The 21,403-nt window shown below is 40.3% G+C and carries 14 protein-coding genes and 1 pseudogene; 10 read left to right on the forward strand and 5 right to left on the reverse strand.

Translation table 11 applies throughout. From position 1 onward, the window contains the following. Positions 1-161: 161 nt before the first annotated feature. Positions 162-2,807 (forward strand): phosphoenolpyruvate carboxylase, encoded by a 2,646-nt coding sequence (gene ppc, locus C2M25_RS02070; RefSeq protein ID WP_105180271.1) that lies wholly within the window; start codon positions 162-164, stop codon positions 2,805-2,807. Here the strand turns inward: ppc and C2M25_RS02075 are convergent. After that, positions 2,804-4,843 (reverse strand): tetratricopeptide repeat-containing sensor histidine kinase, encoded by a 2,040-nt coding sequence (locus C2M25_RS02075; protein WP_158679658.1) that lies wholly within the window; start codon positions 4,841-4,843, stop codon positions 2,804-2,806. The genes ppc and C2M25_RS02075 overlap by 4 nt on opposite strands. A gap of 340 nt (positions 4,844-5,183) precedes the next feature. Here C2M25_RS02075 and C2M25_RS02080 point away from each other — a divergent pair, with 340 nt between their 5' ends. Further along, positions 5,184-5,552, forward strand: a complete 369-nt coding sequence (locus tag C2M25_RS02080; protein WP_063703620.1) for a hypothetical protein — start codon at positions 5,184-5,186, stop codon at positions 5,550-5,552. Positions 5,553-5,717: 165 nt separating this feature from the next. After that, the gene (gene cdd, locus C2M25_RS02085) at positions 5,718-6,650 is read left to right on the forward strand and encodes a cytidine deaminase (RefSeq protein WP_063703622.1); all 933 of its coding nucleotides are present in this window, start codon (positions 5,718-5,720) and stop codon (positions 6,648-6,650) included. Here cdd and udp read toward each other — a convergent pair. After that, positions 6,647-7,402, reverse strand: a complete 756-nt coding sequence (udp, locus tag C2M25_RS02090; protein WP_105180273.1) for a uridine phosphorylase — start codon at positions 7,400-7,402, stop codon at positions 6,647-6,649. The genes cdd and udp overlap by 4 nt on opposite strands. A 145-nt stretch (positions 7,403-7,547) precedes the next feature. Here udp and C2M25_RS02095 point away from each other — a divergent pair, with 145 nt between their 5' ends. From C2M25_RS02095 to C2M25_RS02110, 4 genes are all read left to right on the forward strand, one after another. After that, positions 7,548-8,327, forward strand: coding sequence for a DUF2189 domain-containing protein (locus tag C2M25_RS02095; RefSeq protein WP_105180274.1), 780 nt, complete (start codon positions 7,548-7,550; stop codon positions 8,325-8,327). A gap of 289 nt (positions 8,328-8,616) precedes the next feature. Further along, on the forward strand, positions 8,617-9,726 hold the full coding sequence (locus C2M25_RS02100) for an arginase family protein (RefSeq protein WP_063703628.1): 1,110 nt from the start codon (positions 8,617-8,619) through the stop codon (positions 9,724-9,726). A 124-nt stretch (positions 9,727-9,850) separates the two neighbouring features. Then, complete coding sequence (locus C2M25_RS02105) at positions 9,851-10,543, forward strand: substrate-binding periplasmic protein (protein ID WP_105180275.1); 693 nt, start codon at positions 9,851-9,853, stop codon at positions 10,541-10,543. Between the two features lie 139 nt (positions 10,544-10,682). Then, on the forward strand, positions 10,683-11,969 hold the full coding sequence (locus tag C2M25_RS02110) for a hemolysin family protein (protein WP_063703632.1): 1,287 nt from the start codon (positions 10,683-10,685) through the stop codon (positions 11,967-11,969). Between the two features lie 29 nt (positions 11,970-11,998). On the opposite strand, the gene iadA is transcribed toward C2M25_RS02110, so the two are convergent. The 3 genes and pseudogenes from iadA to C2M25_RS02125 all read right to left on the reverse strand — a co-directional run bounded on the left by iadA (position 11,999) and on the right by C2M25_RS02125 (position 17,660). Then, positions 11,999-13,165, reverse strand: coding sequence for a beta-aspartyl-peptidase (gene iadA, locus C2M25_RS02115; RefSeq protein WP_105180276.1), 1,167 nt, complete (start codon positions 13,163-13,165; stop codon positions 11,999-12,001). A gap of 11 nt (positions 13,166-13,176) precedes the next feature. Continuing rightward, complete coding sequence (gene yfcC, locus C2M25_RS02120) at positions 13,177-14,586, reverse strand: putative basic amino acid antiporter YfcC (protein WP_105180277.1); 1,410 nt, start codon at positions 14,584-14,586, stop codon at positions 13,177-13,179. A 146-nt stretch (positions 14,587-14,732) separates the two neighbouring features. Beyond that, positions 14,733-17,660, reverse strand: a pseudogene (locus tag C2M25_RS02125) (TonB-dependent receptor domain-containing protein). A gap of 343 nt (positions 17,661-18,003) precedes the next feature. Between C2M25_RS02125 and C2M25_RS02130 the strand changes: the two are divergent. From C2M25_RS02130 to C2M25_RS02140, 3 genes are all read left to right on the forward strand, one after another. Next, entirely contained in the window at positions 18,004-19,698 is a 1,695-nt protein-coding gene (locus C2M25_RS02130; RefSeq protein ID WP_105180324.1) for a cyanophycinase, read from the forward strand. Between the two features lie 86 nt (positions 19,699-19,784). After that, on the forward strand, positions 19,785-20,228 hold the full coding sequence (locus tag C2M25_RS02135; RefSeq protein WP_105173392.1) for a hypothetical protein: 444 nt from the start codon (positions 19,785-19,787) through the stop codon (positions 20,226-20,228). 40 nt (positions 20,229-20,268) lie between these two features. Further along, complete coding sequence (locus C2M25_RS02140) at positions 20,269-21,357, forward strand: 6-phosphofructokinase (RefSeq protein WP_105173391.1); 1,089 nt, start codon at positions 20,269-20,271, stop codon at positions 21,355-21,357. Positions 21,358-21,403: the final 46 nt, after the last annotated feature.

The following is a 21,403-nucleotide window of genomic DNA, read 5'->3' on the forward strand; positions in this document are numbered from 1 at the left end:
AGATTGGTTATTCTTTTTTACGAGTTTGTTAGAAAATTCGATCTATTAAATTAACGCCGACAATGATATTAATAAAAAGGATCAGTATTTAGCTGCGTTCGTGCTAGGTTAAATACTGTGCAGTAAGTACTTTCAACTTAGTAAAAGAAAGGAGTATGAGAATGAGTGAACAATACGCTGCACTTCGCGGTAATGTTAGTATGCTTGGACAAATGCTGGGTCAAACCATTAAAGATGCACAAGGACAAGCCATTTTAGATAAGGTAGAAGAAATTCGTGCTTTATCTAAATCGTCACGTAGTGGTAACGAAGCCGACAGAAAAGCGCTTATCGATGTACTACACGCTCTCACAGATGAAGAACTATTACCGGTTGCACGCTCATTTAATCATTTTTTGAATCTTGCTAATGTTGCAGAACAATTTCATACCGTTTCACGCTTTAATGATGTTGGTTTTTGCCAACTAAACCCTCTCACTCAAACATTAAAAGCGTTAGCAACAGCAACAAAGCATCGTCAGGTTGATCCTAATCACTTGGCACAAACACTCTCAAAACTCCACATAAACCTTGTACTCACCGCACACCCAACAGAGGTGACGCGTCGTACTATGATTAACAAACACGTTGAATTGAGTGATTGTCTTGCATCACTCGAGCGTAAAGACAATTTACCTAGTGAGCGTGCTGACTTATTAAACCGTATTGCTCAGCTAATAAGCCAAGCGTGGCATACCGACGATATTCGTCGTTCACGCCCAACGCCAATCGACGAAGCTAAATGGGGCTTTGCGGTTATAGAAAATAGCTTATGGCATGCTGTACCTCGCTTCTTACGAGAATTTAGCGACGATGTAAAAGCCGAGCTTGATTTAGAATTACCGATTGATTACAGCCCAATTGAGTTTACTTCGTGGATGGGCGGTGACCGTGATGGTAACCCATTCGTTACCGCTGAAGTGACTCAACAAGTGCTCGATCACGGTCGTTGGATGGCGCTTGATTTGTATTCGCGTGATATTGAAACGCTAAGCAATGAGTTATCAATGTCTGATGCAAGTGATGAGCTTATTGAACTTGCAGGTCAAGACTTTGAACCTTATCGTGCCGTACTTAAAAATCTAAAGAATCAAATTGCTGAAACAGTGACCCATTTAGGCGCAAAAATTAAGAAAAAGCGCACTGATTCTGAAGATTTAATCAAAGATATTGCACAAATCAAGCACCCAATCGAAGTGTGTTATCGCTCGCTTATTAAGACCAACATGAAAGTGGTTGCCGATGGCTTACTGCTTGATGTGCTGCGTCGTATAAATAGCTTTGGTCTGCGTCTTGCTAAACTCGATGTACGTCAGGATTCGTCGCGTCATGGTGATGTTTTCTCTGAACTAACACGTTATTTAGGGTTGGGTGATTACCATCAATGGCAAGAAGAAGACAAACAAGCGTTCTTACTTGCTGAGCTAAATTCGCGTCGTCCGCTTATTCCAAAACATTGGCAACCAAGCCCGGAAGTACAAGAAGTGCTTGATACATTCGATGTAATTGCAGCGCAAGATGCACAAACTTTTGGTTTGTATATTATTTCGATGGCTCGCACTGCATCTGATGTACTGGCAGTGCAGTTACTGCTTAAAGAAAGTGGTTGTAAGTTTAACTTACCGGTTGCACCATTATTTGAAACGTTAGACGACTTAAATAATGGTAAAGATGTTATCGAATGTTTACTTGATAACACCTGGTACCGTGGTCATATTCAAAACCAACAAAATGTCATGATCGGTTACTCAGACTCTGCAAAAGATGCAGGTATGATGGCTGCTGGTTGGGCACAATACGAAGCAATGGATAAACTTGTTCAATTAGCTGAAAAACGTGGCATTGAATTGATTTTATTCCACGGCCGTGGTGGTACGGTTGGTCGTGGTGGCGCGCCAGCTGCGCAAGCACTACGCTCACAACCACCAGGTTCATTAAAAGGTGGCCTACGTGTAACAGAGCAAGGTGAGATGATCCGCTTTAAGTTTGGTTTACCAGCTGTTGCTCTACAAAGCTTAAATATTTACGCTGGTGCTGTACTCGAAAGTAACCTGCTACCACCGCCAGAGCCGAAGAGCGAATGGCGTGATGTTATGGAACTGATCAGTGCTGATTCGTGTGAGCATTACCGCCAAGTTGTGCGCCATGATGAAAATTTTGTTCCTTACTTTAGAATGGCAACGCCAGAGCAAGAGCTTTCTAAATTGCCACTAGGCTCTCGCCCTGCGAAGCGTAATCCGAACGGTGGCGTAGAGAGCCTACGTGCTATTCCATGGATTTTTGCATGGAGCCAAAACCGTTTAATGCTACCTGCTTGGTTAGGTGCGTTAACCGGTCTTAAAGCTGCGCTAGATAAGTATGGCATCGAGACACTTCACGAAATGAGCTTAAAATGGCCATTCTTCCGTGCTCGTTTAGAGATGCTAGAAATGGTATTCAGTAAAGCCGATAGTTGGTTAAGTGCGCATTACGATGATGCATTGGTAACAGAGCAATATAAGCCACTTGGTGTAAAACTACGTCAAGAGCTAAGCGAAGCGATTGAGCTTGTTCAATCACTAAGCCCACAGAAGAGCTTACTTGCTGATCAACCTTGGATCAAAGAGTCAATTGCGCTTCGAAACCCGTACACAGATCCACTTAACTTATTACAAGTTGAGTTGCTGCGTCGTTCACGTGAAGCAGACGAAAGTTCAGCAGGTGATATTGATAATGCATTAATGATCACTATGACAGGTATTGCTGCGGGTATGCGTAATACCGGCTAATAGCTAGTGTCATCGATTAACCTTGCATCGATTGGCAAGCTAATCACAAAACGAGCGCCGTGTTTACATGACTCGGCGCTTATTTCCCCTCTAAGATTATATTTAACCGCATTAAATACAACGTTTAAGCCCAGCCCTAGATGGTTACCACCCAGATTTGTTGTATAAAATGGCGTAAATATTTCATGCAAGATCTCATCATTGATACCCACACCGTTATCTTGATAGGTAATTTCAACCACATGCGTAAAGGCTTTTATAGTTACTTCGACCACCCCCTGATCTGAATGAATAAAGCCATGCTCACAGGAGTTAATCACTAAAGTTTTTAATACATCACTCAAGATAGTTGGGTAGGAGGTAATGGCCACTTCATCGCCATGAATTTTAAACTCGATTTGTTTCCCTAAGTGCTTACTATAGGGGGCTAAGCGGTGTTTTAAATAGCTAGGCAATTGAATTTTACTCATTGGTTTATCGAGATGTATTGATACATTTAACGCTTTAAACTCTTCAACAATCCCGGCTAAGCGGTTAATACTGCTTATCACCAATTCTTTTGCACTATTGGTATCGGTAATGAATTTATGAAAATGTTTACTGGATAGTTCACGCGCTTTAAACTTTTCTTCTAAACCTTCCATGTAATCATCAATTAATGAGCTGGCAGTGACGATAGTGCCGATAGGTGTATTTAACTGGTGCGCCATACCGGATACAAGGGCGGTGAGAGACGCTATTTTCTCAATTTCGATGACGTGATTTTGCGTATCGCTAAGTTGCTCTAAGGTTTTTGCAAGAGTTTGTTTTTGCTTATCGATACTATTAATAGCGATGAAAGAGCCAAATAAAATCACAACTAAACATATACTTACAACTATGGTGAGGTCTTTGAATGCATCGGCCTTGGTTGCTTTAATTTGCTCAGTACGGGTTAATTCTGATATTCGAACTTCTTTACTCGCCACATCAGCTTCAGCGAGTGCTTTGGCTAAATTAACTTTTGCTTGCCTCGTTAAAATAGCTTCATTGATCAAAGAGTATTGTTTATAAGCACTTAGTGCTTCAGCATAGCTTTGTTTTTGCTCATAAAGCTCAGCTGTTAATTTTGCGATGGATAATTGGGTTTCAAAGTGAGCGTGGTTGAGCGTATATGATTCGACAGAGGCGAGTATATCGAGCGCTTTATCAGTGTTGCCTTGCGCTTCGTAAGTTTGCGCTAAGCAAAGAATAATATTGAGCTGCTCACTCTCAAGTTGTTTCGTTTCAATAAGCTTAAACGCATCATTAAGCACGCTCTCAGACTCGGCTAATAAGCCCTGAAAACGTAATACTTTTCCTTTTAAGATTAAGCTTGCCGCTTGATGCGTTGTGTAATCAAACTGAGTTTGTAAACGCATAGCTTGATTGATAATGTTAAGTGCTTCTGGGTATTGTTTTAGGCCAATCAAAGCAAGGGCTAAGTTATTACTTGCAAACGATTCATTGAGTGTTTGCTTATTGTTATGTGCATAGTCACGATACTTTTCAAATGCAATTGCAGCCTCAGCATATCGCTTTAGGTTGAGTTTAATCAGTGCAATATTGTTTTCGGTTTGGTAGATCAAACGTTCATCACGAGATTGTGCAAACGGCATCGCATCGCGGTAATAGGCTAAGGCCTCTTCATACAGGCCAAGGCGCGCATAAATGCCCCCAGAAATATTGAAATAGCCATACATCAAGTCTTTTTCATTGGATTGTGAAACCATATTCATATACTTAACAATGGTTTCCATGGCGGATTCTAATAGCTCTGTTTCAAGTAAAAACCACGCTTTGTAATTAGTAACAATAATCTTTTGTTCTAATGTAAGGTCGGTGGTCTCAATCAGTGCATTGACAAACTTTAGCCCGTCAATAGGTGAGTCTGCATAGCTGAGTCTGATAGAGTTTCTGAGCTCCTCAAATTCATCTGTCGGCATTGCATTACATTCTGTTGTATTTATAAAAATCAACAGCATAAAGCTAAATAGTAAAACCAAACGCGTTTTCATGACACACCAATCCATTTCATAAATGAGTGCAAAAAACACTCACCCATTTTGCTGCCTAAATAACGCTAAATATTATAAATTTTAACTAAATAGAGGTTTATCTGAAAAAGCTTAATCTAGGAAAGGAAAACTCATACTTGTGTATAAAGTAAACGAAAGATGAATTCAGCTAACAAGTAATTAAACTAAAACTAATCCTAAAATCTGAAATTAATGACTGGTCATACCTATTTTTTTGCTAGGTATTGACTAGGGGGGCGATATCAATAAAATAGCCCAGCTTTTTGATTCAGCTACTGTTAAGCCAAAAATCAATACCCACGCTTTTTTAGAGTAACTTATGCCAAACGTGTCTACTTGCATTACATATGATGCATCGACGTCACTCGTTATGATGACGTTAAGAGGGACTGCAAGTGCACAGGATGTGATTAATTTTTATCAAATTGCCCACCAATATTCTGTATTATATGGGTCAGAAAAAATTCTTGTTGATGTGTCTGAATTGACTCATGATTTTGCACCGGCTGATTTGTTTACCATCATGCCTGTGATCGCTAATTCATTAAAACAAGCGGTTTTAGCTATTGTAGTTAGCTTTGATGGTTTTATGCACGACTTATTTGTGCAAAAAGCAAAGCGCTATAACCTGCAAGCAGAAAACTTTGAATGTTTTAACAAGGCAAAAAACTGGCTAGTTCGTCAATAAATCGTCGAACTAGCATGGCTCATAATTTTGTGTATATCTGAGCTTACAAATACGGTGATTTATCAGCTTTTGCTGTGCTAATTATCGAGACGATTAAGCGCAAAACCTAGTAATTCACCACGTAACCTTTTAAACTGTTTAGCCAATTAATAATTATAATTTGTTATGACAGCAACTAGGATTGATGCAAGCGAAAACGCTCTAAAATCAGAGACGTTTAGCTTCAATGAACAACAAAAAAACACGCTATTTGCCCAGCTTAAAAAGCAACGTGGCATCTTATCTCAAACAGATATTTCTTCTCTTTGTCAGCAGTTTCAAGTGAGTCAACTTGAGTTACTAAAAGCCTGCGTACCCGTCGCAAGTTTATTTTCTGTCGCACCAATTTCAAAGTTTTATGTGGGCGCGATTGCAGTAGGGTTAAACAAGCAAGGCGAAACAAATTTCTATTTTGGTGCGAATGTTGAGTTTTCTCATCAAGCATTAAGTTTAGTCGTTCATGCTGAGCAATCAGCGATTAATAATGCGTGGCTTAATGGTGCGCAAGCAGTGCAAAGGATCGCAATCAGTGATGCACCCTGTGGTTACTGCCGCCAATTTATGAATGAATTGAGCACCGCAGATTCATTGGAAATTTTATTACCAGAGCGTGATTTTAATTTGCACGAGTTACTCCCTTATTCATTTGGCCCAAAAGATTTAGGTAATGAAGCGTGTTTATTCTCACATAAGCAAAGTGATAAACAATTTACTGATCTTACGATTGATGACCCTAAACTTGTTGCATTGGCACTCAATGCATACGTGCCATACACAGGTAATTTTAGTGCGGTGAAATTAACGACTTTTGATGAAGGTGACTTTTACGGCAGCTATGCCGAAAATGCAGCGTATAGTCCAAGCCTATCTCCACTACAAAGTGCATTGAGTCAGTTTTACCTTGCGGGCTTAACTTTTGATGATAAGTGTGTAAAAGCGATTACCTTACTCGAAACGCAAGGCGCAGAAAATCAGTATGAGGTGGCTAAAAGTGTGCTGGCAAGCTTTGCAAACCCACCAGCATTTGAGCACTATATTGCGAAACTAAGTAACGTTTAATTAAGTAATAGTTTTGCAGCTTCGATGACGACGGCGACTGATTTTTTCTCAATCTCGCCGTGGTCAACATTAGGGATTTCTTGTTTAGTACGATTTACTAATACACCTGCAACACACGCTGCACGCAAACCGAGTGCCGCGCACATAGTAAACAGAGTCGCTGATTCCATTTCATAGTTCATCACACCTAACTTTTGCCATTCTTCGCAGCTACCTTGGAAAGCTCGTGGTACATAACCTGAATAGGTATCGTAACGCTCTTGACCTGGGTAGAAGGTGTCACTTGATGCAGTAATACCAATATGGAATTTAATGCCTAATTTATCACACGCATTGACCATCGCTTGAGTGGCAAAGAAATCAGACACTGCAGGGAAGCTCAGAGGAGCGAAGTGCTGGCTTGCACCATCTAAACGTACAGAGGCTTGGCTAATTAAAATGTCGCCTTCGTTAATGTGTGGCTGAATAGCACCGGTCGTGCCAATACGCAAAAAGGTATCAATACCTAGCTGGGCAAGCTCTTCAACAGCGATAGAGGTTGATGGGCCACCAATACCAGTTGAACAAACAACAACGCTGTGGCCATTAAGTTCACCACGGTATACATGAAATTCACGGGTCTTCGCTAAGCATTCTGGGTTATCGAGAAGAGTTGAAATGCGTGCTGAGCGGTCAGGATCGCCTGGGACAATCGCAAGGGTTGCGCCGTTTAAGTCCTGACGAGTAAGCCCTAAGTGAAATACCTTTTCCATTATTAAACCTTATTTTTGTCTAAAGCGTAATACTTTAATCATATGTGTTCAAAGTACAGGACAGATGTCCTATTAGATTACGAATGTTGCAAGAATTGCACAGATAACCTAAACCTAAAGATGTCACGATAAAAGAGGATATATTATGCCTGCTTCATCTTCTATGAGTAAACATCATGAGTTTGCACGTTGTTTAGAAAGCTCACACATTTCAATGAGTGCGCCTTTTCATTGGTTAGCACTTGCATTTAAAGATATCGCGAATGCGCCCATGCTCAGTTTAGTCTACGGATTAATTTTTACGCTGATACCTGCAACGATAATGTATTTTGTTTATCAGTTTGATACACACTTAGTTATTTTGCCTGCGGTGGTTGGTTTTGCGCTCATCGGCCCTGCCTTTGCTGCCGGCCTATACGATGTTGCCTGGGAACTTGAGAAAGGCCATAAACCAACCTTAATGCACAGTTTGAAATCAATGTTTAGGAATCCTGCAGGTGAGTGGGGCTTTGCCGTGTTATTAATGGTGATTATGATCGTCTGGATGCGCTTAGCAGCGCTTATTCATGCGTTATATCCAAATGTTGTTAATCCCAGTTTTGAGCAGCTATCGGCGTTTTTAACACTCGGTAGTATTGTAGGGGGTATCTTACTGGTGGCTGTATTTGCTATCTCTGCTTTCACACCGCAAATTATGATGGAGCGCCGTGTTGATATTATGACTGCGGTAATATCGTCTATTAATGCCGTTAAAACAAATGCGGGTGCCATGATAGTTTGGGCTGGCTTGATTTTGTGTTTGGTGTTTGTCGGCTTTATTACAGGCACTGCCGGATTTATCGTAATCATGCCGTTACTTAGTTATGCCAGTTGGCATGCCTATATTGCGGTGATCAAAACTAAGAAGCCAAGAGGCTACGAATAATGAGTATTCACTCTGTCTGAATATAAATCTAATGCGGCAACCGAGTGGGTTGCCGTAAAATTTGACTTTCTTTTCGCGCATGTTATACCTGCCAAAATACAGCGCTCTTATTTAACTAGAGCAGTTTAAATTCTTCTGCATTAAAATTATAACTCTTTAATATCAGTATGTTATATGTTTTGTTTGTTAGGTGTTTATTGAGACACAACGAACTAAACACAATACAATCCTGATTGCGTAAGTTTTTTGCTTACGCATGAATATGCAGACAATGATCAGCGGAGTAGAGATGAGTAACACACAAAAAGCATTCCACGAAAAACTAAGTCAGTGTCTTTGTCCTCCAGGAGATGGCGTATTTACTGTAAATACAGCAAAAGAGCGTAAAGATGCATTACGTACTAAATTATATGGTCAAACAGATAATGTTGATGTGCTGTGGAAAGAGTCTCTCAAAACACTGGCTGACTCTGAGCACAAAGCGGTGATTTTAGGTATTAGCTCTGACTGTGGTGGTGGTATTTTACGTGGTGCTAACTGGGGCCCACTATTTTTACGCTCTACTTTAATTGATCAGCAGCCACAAGCGCGTGCCTTTGATTTAGGCGATGTACGTGTGATCCCACATTTACTGCATGATAAATACCTTAACGATGCGACCATCACAAACTGTCAAAAAGCACTCTATGCTGATGAAAACAGCGAATACCATGTATCGCCTTTGTCTATCACTGAAGATGTATGTGATGGCTTTTATGCAAATTACCCAGAAAAGGGCATTTTCGGCATTGGTGGTGACCATTCAATAAGCTACCCGCTGACTAAAGCCTACTTAAAAGCAAAGCGTGATGCGGGCAAACGCACAGCCATCATTCATTTTGATGCTCATACCGATTTATTAGTAGAGCGTTTAGGTATCGATTTATGCTTTGGTTCGTGGTGTACACATATTCTTGAATACTTACCAGCACCACGTAACTTGATTCAATTTGGTATCCGCTCAAGTGGCAAACCAAAGCAACATTGGGAAGATACCTTTGGTGTTAAGCAACATTGGGCACACGAAATTATCGAGCGTGGTGCTAAAGCGGTTGCCGAAGAAGTCATTGCACAGCTTAAAGCTGATAACGTTGATGAGCTTTATGTGAGTTTTGACATTGATGCACTTGATGAAAGCTTTGCTTCAGCGACTGGCACACCAGAAGCAGGAGGTTTAACACCAGAGCATGCCTTAGACATTTTAGTTGCATTGGCTGACGAGTTCCCAATTACAGGTGCTGATATGATGGAAATTGCGCCATTTACGGACAGTTCATTAATTGGTCAAACAAGTTCTGAAACAACGCTAAGAGAAGGTGCTAAAATCTCAGCGTTTTTAATTAATGCAATGAATAAGTAATTGACTGTAGAGCGGAAACAGCCCGTTTTCGCTCATTCCTTTTCACTAAATAATATTTCAATATCCACAACTTCGAGCTATATTATTATAAAAAATAATTATAATTTATTTGGTATCGCTCACTATGCGCACAATTTTAGCCCTGTCATTGCTGCTTTTTCTGCATCCATGTTTTGCAGCAATTACTGTAGTGACCGAAAACTTCCCTAATTTTCAATACCTAGATGAAAACGGTGTATTAACCGGCAATGTGGTTGATAAAGTAAAATCAGGTTTAGCTAAAAGTGGCGTGGAATATGAGATTTCAGTAAACACTTGGTCAATTTCGTACAACGCAGCATTAAGAGACAGCAGTACCTGTATCTTTTCTATGGCAAGGCTTCCTGCGCGCGAGGATAAATTCTCTTGGGTAGCGCAAATTGGTGGTTTTTCGGCGTCATTCTATTCATTTAAATCTGATCAAGTAAAAATAGCTAACTTAGATGAAGCTAAAAAATACCGAATTGCAGTTTTAAAAAATAACTATTCACACATCTATTTAAAAGACAATGGCTTTGATGAGCGTAATCAGCTGATCTTACTTGATAGCTTTGACAACATTTACGATGTACTTAAAAGCAGACGCTCAAGCATTGATTTAGTCATCCTCAGTGATGAACAGTTTAAACATGAACGTGATGGCGATAAAACGCTTGAAGATTTAAAACCTATATTAAAACTGCCCGTTGGGACACCACAGTTATACTTTGCGTGTAATAAAAACATCAATCCCTCTATCCTTGAAAAGTTAATCAAAGGCTTTGCTGATAACGATTAAAAATAGCACTTGTTGAATGTTATAAAGCGGCTATAATCAGCTGCTTTTTGTCCATTCTCGCCAAACTCTAGCCAGCCTAAACGAGCAAAAAGTTGTTTGCATTCAACACTCTGAATGCGGTTAATTTTTAGGAGCTACAATGAGTGACTTACTCATTATTATGATTTTAATTTTGATTAGTGCGTTGTTTGCTATGAGTGAAATAGCCATAGCGGCATCACGTAAGATCAAATTACGAGTGATGGTGGACGAGGGCAATAAAAAAGCCCAAGCGGTGCTGACATTGCAAGAACAGCCTGGGGCTTTTTTTGCCATGATTCAAATTGCCCTCAACGCAATTGCCATTTTGGGTGGTATTGTTGGTGAGCAGGCTTTATCGCCTTATATTGAACAGATCCTAGGGATGATTTATCAAGGCCCATTACTGAGTCAAATCAGTTTTCTAATTTCGTTTTTTAGTATTACTTCGTTATTTATCTTATTTGCTGACTTATTACCAAAACGGTTAGCGATGATAATGCCAGAAGCTGTTGCAGTTAACGTGGTGTCTATTATGCGTTGGGTGACCTTTGCGTTAACTCCTTTTGTGGTCTTTTTTAATGGCATTACCAATTTGGTACTTAGAGCATTTAAAGTACCCGCAGAGCGAGAAGACATTGTTACGACAGAAGATATTGTCGCGATGATGGATGCAGGGGCAGAATACGGCAGCTTACAGCAACAAGAATATGAATTAATTGGGAATGTGTTCGACTTAGAAGCGCGTTTCTTATCAAGTGTGATGACGCCACGCGATCAAATTGTGTTTTTTGACGTAAAAGCCGATGCACAAGAAGTGGCGACTAAGATTATTGAGCACCCTCATAACCACTTTTTAGTGTGTGATGGTAGCTTAGATAAATTAATTGGCTCGGTTGAATCAAAAGATATCCTTCGCAAGGTGCTAAAAGGGCAAACCGCTGAAATAGATAACGAATTGATCAGCCGCGACATTTTTTATTTGCCAGAAACATTAAGCCTTTCTGAAGCGTTAAACACCTTTAAAAAAGCGGCAGAGCCGTTTGCCGTAGTGGTTAATGAATATGCGCTTATGGTGGGTATTGTTACTGTTAAAGATTTAATGAAAGGATTTATGGGTGATTTAATTACCCATCAGGGTGAAGAATTAATCATTAAACGTGACAATTCATCGTGGTTAGTTGACGGTTTAACCCCAGTTGTTGAGCTTGCCAAGGTACTCGAAATTGAAGAGTTCCCAGATCAATCTCATTATGAAACAGTCGCCGGGTTTTTAATTTACACCATGAAACGCCTGCCAAAACGTGCTGAGTTTATTAATTACGGTGGCTATAAGTTTGAAGTGGTCGATGTTGAAGGAGTGAAAGTCGAGCAACTACTCGTTACTCGTATTTCTGAATCTGTTTAGGTTAGTGTTTAAGGCTGCATATTGCGGCCTTATTCAAATGCCCCTTTAACAATTGCTTTGCCTTTACTCACCATATGAATACCCTTTGACCAGCATTCTGTTGGCGCAAGCGTTGTTTTATCAAGTAACACAAGATCGGCGTCTGCATTTTGCTTAATAACACCTTTATTAATACCCAGTACCTGTGCAGGGTTTGATGTAATCGCCATTAAAGCGTGTTCAATCGAAACGTTATACTTTTGCACCGCTTCTACAAATGAGCCATGCAATGTAGACTCTTTTCCGACTTCAAGACCAAGCAGATTAAAGCTTTTGTCAAAAATAGGAAGGCTTGCATGGCCATCAGAGCTCATGGTGAGCTTTGTAGGGTCGACTTTATTTTCAAGGCAATAGGCAAGTGCGTGTGCGGCAGAGTATTCGCCATGGGCAAGATCATACTCAGTTGTACTTGTTGTAAAATCGATAGTGCCACCGGCTTTGCAAAATTGTATGCCTGCATTTAGCAAATCAATATTACGATTCATGTGAGTTGGATAAAATTGTGCCAGCGAAATATCGGTAAGCTTATCAACTTCGTGTAGTAACGATAAATGCGTTTCAACAGGGCCAACATGGATGCTGACAGTGCCTTTTTTACCACTTAACATGCCAGCCACTTTTGCCTCTGCAGCCAGCTCTGCCAGCTGTTGTACTGTTGGTTGACTACTGCGATGATCAGATATGGCCACTTCACCCACACCAATAAACTCATCTATATACATTAAGTCGCTGGTGATTGAATCTGTGAGTGTTTTAGCAGGTAAATGATAGGAACCTGTATGGCAATAAACATTGAGCCCATGCTCTTTCAATGCCTTTGCTTTAGCAATAAGATTACTATGAGTTCGGCTACTTGAGTCAGTGCCAAGGGCTGCAATAACCGTTGTTGTGCCATATTGTGTTGCATCAGTAAGGTTCATTTCGGGTGTTCTGCTGGCAAATCCTGCTTCGCCACCTCCGCCAGTTATATGAACGAGTGAATCCACAAACCCCGGGGCCAAAATACAATGAGTGCCATCGACCGTAGTAATCCCTTGGTAAGTATCGATAGTGATTTCAGGCTGTATATCAACTATTTTTGTGCCAGCAATAAGAATATCTTGAATGCCTAAAGGAGAGGGGGCGAAAACGTCTGCGCCTTTTATAAGTGTTAACATAATAAATTCTTTTACTGATAGTTAATAAAATGTGCGAGAAAAATAAAGCAGCTAGCAAGGCCAAATAAAGCTAAAGTAAAACGCCAAATAAAACCAGCCCACTCACTCCAATCAAGTTTAACAATACCCAAACAGCCAATGAGGCTTGCTGAGGTTGGAATAAAAATATTCGTCAATCCATCTCCCAATTGAAACGCTAAAACCACAATTTGTCGCGAGATATTTAATAAATCACCGAGTGGTGACATGAGCGGCATCGTTATCGCTGCTTGACCAGAACCTGACGAAACAAAGAAATTAAAAATACTTTGAAATAATAGCATGCCCCATGCAGCGATATAATCGGGCACAACCGAAATACTGCTTGCGCTATAGTATAACAAGGTATTCAGGGTAGAAGGTGACGTTAAGTCGCTACCGCCAAGAATCAAAATAACCCCTTTAGCAAGTGCCACTAAAAGCGCTGCAGGTAAAAGCTCTTGCGCACCTACTTTAAATGCGTTTGCGCTCTCATTTGCCGTTTGTTTTTTGAATAGGCCGGCGATTACAGCACAAGCAATACCTAGGCAAAAGAATTGCGCTGCTAATTCAGGAATATAATACTGCCTCGCCATTACGCCCCAAATAACCCAAACAATGCCTGCAATAAAAGTTAGTAAGATTAGTTTATCTGCAGTATCTAAACTAATAGAGCTGTCTTGGTGTTGCTTAGTTTGTTGTTTTGTGGCTCGGATTGAATTGGCATATTTAATAGTAAATAGAAGGCCAAATGAGGTAAAAACAAGCCAAGCAAACATTCTGAAGCCAGCGCCAGAAAAGACAGGTATCTCTGCAATGGATTGGGCAATAGCGATGCTAAAGGGGTTCATCCACGACGTTGCAAAACCGATTTGTGTGGCAACATAGGTTGTTAACACGGTAACTTTTGCATCATAGCCAAGCTGTTTCATAATCGGAAATAACACGATACAAAAGGCAATCGCTTCTTCTCCCATGCCGAAAACAGCGCCGCCTAATGAGAACAGTATGAACAGCAGAGGGATAAATACCCATTCAATATGCTGTGTTTTATTAATCAATGCCATGATGCCATTATTAATAGCACCTGTTTTTAAGATAATACCAAATGCACCGCCAGTAATTAAAATAAACGCCATCACGCCAATTGCAGCGCCATACTTATCACCTGAGACTAAACCTTCAAATAAAACGTTAGCGAGGCCTATGTCTCCACCTTCTGCAAAAAGCGCTGGCGGGGTATGGTCAGAAACTGTTTGATATTGAGATAACTCAACACTATGACTGTCTTTTTCGGCATTAAAGACACCGGGGGTGATAAATAAACTGGCAAAATAGGCGATAACGGCGACGCACAACAAAATGATGCTGGCATCAGGCATCGCAAACTGTTTGTTTTTCATAAAATCACTTAAGTTAATTCGGGTTTTTAGATAAGCAAGGTATTGTATCCCTTGCTAATAAAGAAAAACACTGAGTGTAGTAAGATTGAGTCGTATTGTTTAATGAATTGCATATTGTGGGCGGTATTTAACCGCCCACAGTAGGTTTAAAAACGATAACTCAAACTTAATGTATAGCGACTACCGTAGGCATTATGGTTAATAGAATCAAATCCTCGACTTGAACCATACAGTTTAGGGGGTTCTTTATCGAAGATATTATCGATACGAGCACGGATTGATAATGCATCATTGATAAAATATCCAGCTGATATATCCCACACCAGCCAATCATCAACGTCGCGTTTTAACTCATCATTAAGCTCACCAAGCTCTTCTAACTCGTCTATTTCACGGCCTCGGAGCCCTTCAATATCATCCTCATAGCTACTGGTATAATTGGCGCCAAGGTTTAAATAATAACTATCGGCATCCCAATCGATAGAGAATCTGCCTATATTTTCAGGGTAACGATAAGTGCCGATTAGCTTTTCGATTGCATCTGAACCTGGTTTATTTCTCTCAAACTCTAAATAATGTGTACCATCGAAAGCGAGTGTTAAACTACCTTTTGCAAAAAGAAAACGATGATCGAACTTAAAGTCGATACCCGCTAAGGTTTGCGTGCCGGTATTTTCAAGAGGAATAACATGATCTCTAAATAGTGGCAGGAATAGCTCATCTTCTCGCGGATTAAACTCACTAATATAGTTTGTTAGGATCTCTGAGAGATTAGCGCCATCACTTTCAATATTAAGGACTGCATTATCGGTTACTTCACACAGCTGCTCTTCGTACGAAATACCTTGTTGGCCTTGTGGTACTAACCCACAATGACGAAGAGAAGCGTCCGTGATTGCTCTATCTAGCACTGCAGTCATATTGGTATCGATGACTTGTTCATGATCAAAATGCCAATAATCGACGGTTAGATTGGTATTTACAGACGGGCTCCATGCAAAGCCAATGCTAAGCGCTTCAGATTCCTCAGCTTTAAGTGCTTGATTACCAAGCTCTAGGCTGTTAACACTGATTTCTGAGCCATCACCCATACAGTATAAATCTGCAACAGCTTGGTTTGCACTGCAATCAAAGCTTGATTGTGTGGTACGTAATTTTACGCCAGCTTGAGTTAATGAAGGTGCTCTAAACGATGTTGACCAAGAGCTTCTAATGATCAGAGAATCTGATGGGCGATAACTTAAACCTATTTTAGGATTGAATGTTCCACCAAAATCATCGTAATGATCGTAACGACCAGCAAGTTGCAGTTCTAGCTGCTCAGTGACTGGCATGCTCAATTCTAAAAATGCAGCGTACTGGGTACGATCGGCCTCTGATAGACTCGAGCCAAATCCAAAAACATCGACTAAATACCCATTTTCAGGACGTGCTTGTGAGTCTAACGACGGAATATCTTTTAATTCTTCTCGGCGAGCTTCAATACCAAATGCAGCATAAAATGGGTAACTCATTAAACGTAAATAAATCGCCATTAAAGTTTAAATCCCAACCGTAGACTGTACTTTCACCGCTTCTACTTGGGTTTGCTTTTGCAAGCTCAAGCACGCATCATTATTAGCATCACCCTGTAAAAAAGGGTTGTAGAACGGCATTAGCTGACCTTGCGCACAATTAAGCTGTGTTCCATCATATGTAGCTAATGATCCGTTAGAGCATAATTCTCCGGTGATTGCTGCATGAAATTGGTAACGGTTGTAAATTCCATCAATTGCTTGTTGTTCTGACTTAGAACGAGAAAAGGTAACACCAGACTCCCAACTCCAATCACCAATGTAACCGGCTAGGCTACTGACTAAGCGAAAGTTTTTAGTTTCAACTTCAACAGTTCGTGGTGAATTAAAACGTGCATCAAATGCAAAACCATACACATCTCGACCAGCTTGAGTAGTAAATGGATCAATATAAAGCTGGTCCATCAGGTCGTTGCTGCCATCAGCGTTATCATAAATGAATAACGCATCTTCTATGATATACGGACCATCATCGTCGTTTATTTGATTGATTGGTGCAGGTGATGAATATGCCTTTGATTTAGTTTGGCTATAGAAGAAATCGGTATGCCAATCTAAATCAGCGAGGTTACTGTTAAACATAAAGCCAGTTGAAAGGCTTTCAAATGGGGTTTCAAGGTAATCATCTTGGTTAGCATAATAAGCACAAATTTGCTCACCATACTCAGTCGTGACAAGCTCTGTTTTACAGTTTGGCGCTGGTAGTTCATTGCCATCTCGGCTACTGTAGTAATAAATGTTCGGCGTGTTCTCAAGTTTCGGTAAGTATGAGTAACCATTCACTAAATTAGGTGTTGCGGTATAGCTTCTGTCGGTTGCTTTAAAGGCATTGCGGTCGTAAATATCAGCAAATACCGTTAAGTTACTTTCACCTATATTCGTGCCGTAGACCAAGTTAAGTTGCTTCTTACCTTCGTCATGACTGTCAAAACTATTGGTGTAAGAAGTGTTTACTTCAGCTCCTTGAAAGTCATCTTTGAGAATATAGTTAATAACACCGGCGACAGCATCAGCCCCATAAATTGCCGATGCACCAGTGGCTAAAATATCAATTCGCTCAATTGCAGCAAGTGGAATTGAGTTCACATCGACAAAGTTTTCAGTGCCTGCTGCGAATGAGCTAGGTGCTACACGTCGGCCATTAATGAGTGTTAATGTGGCAGAAGGCCCCATACCTCTGAGGCTAGCCGCTGATTGACCCGCTGGTGTTGAGGTTGATGTACCACCACTTTCAGATGTTGAAAAGGTACCTGAACCGCCTTTGAAAACGGATAAATCTTTTAACAACTCATGAATGGTGTTCGCTCCTGAGCGCTTGATTGCATCTTGGTCAAGCACGGTAAGCGGGATGGTTCCTTCTAAATCAACCCCTTTAATTCGTGATCCTGTTACTTCTACTCGTTCAATTTTTTCTGGTTGTTGGTCGTTTTGAGCATACACAGTTTGTACTGGACACAGCACAGCACTGATTGCTACAGCAATTGATAGCTGACGAAACATATTGATTTACCTTTGCCTTAAAAAACACACGGCAAAACCGTGACGTTTTGAATAATTGTTATAATTTTTTAGACAGGGCAGTAGGTTATAGACACAACTAGCCCCTCACAGGAAGTGAGGTGTGGCTACTCGTCAAACCACTCCGAAAGGTAGTGTGGAGAGTAGAAATATGTGCAAAGCGATAATGCGTTTTTCAACATAATTCCAATCCGTAAGGTCTTTTGACAAAGCTAGCGATACAGTGCTAGCTTACTCGCGTTTTTAAATGTTCCTTTTTTTTATAGCAAGCAACAAAAAGCTGCGCAAGCAATTTTCTAATATTTTTTTACAAGAGTGTAACAATATGAACATCCTTAAGGAGCAAAAGACTAAATATCAAACTTCAGCTTTTTCTTTGGTATTTGGTTTGTTTTTCGCGTCATTTGGCAGCAAAGTTTATGCAAATGATCAACAGCAAACGTTGGTCTTAGTCGGCGGTGCCTTGACCACTTGCTCAAGTATGAGCCCTAAAAATTGCCTTTCGAATAAACAGATCAGTGGTAAACAGAATAATCAATATCGATTAAATAATGATGCCTTAAGTGAAATTAAGACAAACTGGCCAACCAAGAATAAAAAAAATCGTCAGCAAACGCTCAAGGTTTTAGCACAAATTGCACGTCAAAACTCAGGTGTGATCACTAAAAGTGATATTTTATGGGCATGGCGTGATTTAGATAACAAGCTACTAAACGAACTCACTGATTCAGAATACAACTTTGTCATAGATTCACTTGAAGTTGCTGTATTAAATACAGATTCGACCCGTCAAAAAGAGCAGGTTAGTACAAGCGATAATAACGAAAGTGCAGCTAATGATATTTTAGACTTCGTTGCTGCTTCTTTAAAAACAACCACCAAATCACCAGCAATTTTGGCTGTTACAGCTTCAAGCAGAGACCCATATGAATCAGCTGACTTTTATGAAGGGTTATTAAACTTTAATGGTGTTGAATCAAGCTGGTTACCTCTTACTCCTGCCTTAGCAAAAGCGATAACCAGTAAGCAATGTGAGAGTTTGGATTCTTTACGTAGTGACTCCATGGGCGTTTTTAATCGTGAGACAATTTACCCTGATCGAACTAAGGCCGAAAAAGCGCTTTGTGATAAAGGGGTAGATCATTTAGTTGAGCTAATTGAAAATGCCACGGGGATTATGTTTAACGGGGGCGATCAAAGTTTAACCAGAAAAGTTCTTTTTGATGAAGAGGGTAAGCAATACCCTTGGACGCGTGCAATTTTACAAAGGCCATTACTTGTAGGTACTAGCGCAGGCACTGCGGTGCAAAGTGGTGGTAAAAATGCCTTTGGCTCAGTACCAATGATCACAAACGGCACAAGTTTAGCTGCAATGAGAGAAGGTGCGTTTGCGGTATCACCGCCAAGTGAACGTTGTGATAATGAATGTGGTGATAAGCTTTCAGCAGATTCACTCACTTATGAAAAACAAGGTGGACTAGGCAGTTTTCCGTACGGTGTTCTTGATACACACTTTAGCGAGCGTAACAGAACAATGCGTTTGGCTAGATTATTGGCAGATACAAAGCAAAAGCATGGTTTTGGCATTGATGAAACCACAGCACTTGTATCAATACGAGCAGGTAAAACCTCATTAATGACGGTGATTGGTAAAAGCGGTGTCGTGCATGTTCAATCAGACGCTAAAAACAGTGGAGCAATTAGTTATTGGCCTGCAGGTGCAGTTATTGATGTAACAAAGGATGGCTTTAATCTCGCTAAACGAACTGTTGATAATGCACTCCCTAATATTAAAATTCCGCCACTGCCTATGCAGCGTTTTGGCACTATTTTTTCAGATGCTAAATTGCGTTCGCTTGTACAAGCTATGTGTTTAACCCAAGAACAACAGGCAGTAGCCCAGCACGATGAGTTTTTATTGGATTTAAATGCCACTGACAATACTCATTATTACCGTGTAAATACGAGTAGTACAGGCTGTGCAGTAGAAAACCTAGCATTTAAAGTTAAGACCTTTTAGCAGTTAAGGTACTGAAAAAGTAGTGGATTATTTGTTCATTATTAGTTAGCGTAAAACTAATAATGAACAAACCATGGAATGGAGTTATGAAATATAACGTACTACTTTTATTTATTTTTGGCTGTTTATTTGCCTATTTATCTATACCAGTCATAGGTTATGGTGCAGCTATAGCGATACCTACAGTAGTACTTTCCCCGCTTTATGGATTGTCACCTAACTTTGCTTTATCAATGGTTGATATCGTTACTTTAGGTCTTCCTTTATTAGCGTTACTTTTGGTGTTTTTATTAATAAGTAAGTCGCTGTATCTCAAAGACAAAGCGTATTCATATTTTATATTGCTGACACCATTTTTAGCGCTGCATTTATATTTTGCTGTTAACACCTTTTCTGCAAATATTAATAACACCACTTTACTGACTAGTCTGCCTAAGTATGTATTACTAGTGCTATTTGTTGCGCTTTTTTCTACGCATAAAAAACCAGTTTTAGTTGATGTAAGTCATACGCGAAAGTTCAACATATAAGCTAATCTCTAATTAATCAGTGAACGAAGTTGGTAACACAATGAAAAAATTACTGCTATTAACAAGTGGGGGTGATTGCCCTGGGCTTAATGGGGTGATCAGAGCGGTGGTTAAAGCAGCCGAGCATGATGGTAATTGGCAGGTGTATGGTAGCCGAAGAGCTTACTGTGGTGTGCTTGAAAAGCCAAACGATATTATACACTTAACCAGTGAAGTGGTGGCTGGTATTCATGTTCGTGGTGGAACAATTCTAGAAACTGTTAATAAAGGGAATCCTACCGCATTTCCTGCTGAAATAGCTGGCGAACAAGTGTTTATTGACCGCTCTGATGAGCTGATCAGTACGATAAAGCAACTTGGTTTTGATGCGGTAATAAATATAGGTGGTGATGGTTCGCACAGAGTGTCTCAGCATTTATTTGAGCATGGCTTAAATATCGTAGGCGTACCAAAAACCATTGATAATGATTTATATGGCACTGATTACACAATTGGTTTTCAGACTGCCGTCGATACAGCTACCGAAGCCATTGATCGGTTAATACCAACAGCGCAAAGTCATAATCGGGTGATTGTGACAGAAGTAATGGGGCGCGATGCCGGTTGGATTTGTTTGCACTCTGCTATTGCTGCCGGTGCTGAGGTCGCACTTATTCCAGAAATTCCTTACGATATTGAAGCGATTAAAACCAAATTAACGTCACGTTTTGATAAAGGTCATGGATTTGCCAATATCGTCATTTCAGAAGGAGCTAAACCTATTGCTGGTGGTGTTGTTAGTAAACAATCAAATGAACGTGGCTACGAAAACCCTGTACTAGGTGGCATTGCTGAGCAACTTGCTTCGCAGATACGTGTTGCGCTTGATCTTGATGTAAGAGTCACTGTGTTAGGGCATATTCAGCGGGGTGGTACACCGAATGCGTTCGATAGGGTACTTGCAGCAGAGTTTGGTGTTCAGGCATTCGAGCTAGTAAAGAAAGGTCAGTTTGGTTTTATCCCTGTCAGTAAAGACGGTGAAATTAAACCAATCAGTTTAAAAGAAGCTACTTCAGAATATCGCGTCATTCCTTTAGATCATTCTTTAATAACAAGTGCCCGCGCTATGGGCATGTGTTTAGGCGAATAATCTGCGAATTGATATACTTTCAATTCGCATAACTAATAGTTTTAAA

The organism is Pseudoalteromonas sp. T1lg21, assembly GCF_002964625.1.
GTDB classification, from domain to species: domain Bacteria; phylum Pseudomonadota; class Gammaproteobacteria; order Enterobacterales; family Alteromonadaceae; genus Pseudoalteromonas; species Pseudoalteromonas gelatinilytica.

Bases quoted from the DNA above. Each gene is read 5' to 3' on its own strand.
- ppc (WP_105180271.1), top strand. From the start codon at position 162: ATGAGTGAACAATACGCTGCACTTCGCGGTAATGTTAGTATGCTTGGA.
- C2M25_RS02075 (WP_158679658.1), bottom strand. From the start codon at position 4,843: ATGAAAACGCGTTTGGTTTTACTATTTAGCTTTATGCTGTTGATTTTT.
- C2M25_RS02080 (WP_063703620.1), top strand. From the start codon at position 5,184: ATGCCAAACGTGTCTACTTGCATTACATATGATGCATCGACGTCACTC.
- cdd (WP_063703622.1), top strand. From the start codon at position 5,718: ATGACAGCAACTAGGATTGATGCAAGCGAAAACGCTCTAAAATCAGAG.
- udp (WP_105180273.1), bottom strand. From the start codon at position 7,402: ATGGAAAAGGTATTTCACTTAGGGCTTACTCGTCAGGACTTAAACGGC.
- C2M25_RS02095 (WP_105180274.1), top strand. From the start codon at position 7,548: ATGCCTGCTTCATCTTCTATGAGTAAACATCATGAGTTTGCACGTTGT.
- C2M25_RS02100 (WP_063703628.1), top strand. From the start codon at position 8,617: ATGAGTAACACACAAAAAGCATTCCACGAAAAACTAAGTCAGTGTCTT.
- C2M25_RS02105 (WP_105180275.1), top strand. From the start codon at position 9,851: ATGCGCACAATTTTAGCCCTGTCATTGCTGCTTTTTCTGCATCCATGT.
- C2M25_RS02110 (WP_063703632.1), top strand. From the start codon at position 10,683: ATGAGTGACTTACTCATTATTATGATTTTAATTTTGATTAGTGCGTTG.
- iadA (WP_105180276.1), bottom strand. From the start codon at position 13,165: ATGTTAACACTTATAAAAGGCGCAGACGTTTTCGCCCCCTCTCCTTTA.
- yfcC (WP_105180277.1), bottom strand. From the start codon at position 14,586: ATGAAAAACAAACAGTTTGCGATGCCTGATGCCAGCATCATTTTGTTG.
- C2M25_RS02130 (WP_105180324.1), top strand. From the start codon at position 18,004: ATGAACATCCTTAAGGAGCAAAAGACTAAATATCAAACTTCAGCTTTT.
- C2M25_RS02135 (WP_105173392.1), top strand. From the start codon at position 19,785: ATGAAATATAACGTACTACTTTTATTTATTTTTGGCTGTTTATTTGCC.
- C2M25_RS02140 (WP_105173391.1), top strand. From the start codon at position 20,269: ATGAAAAAATTACTGCTATTAACAAGTGGGGGTGATTGCCCTGGGCTT.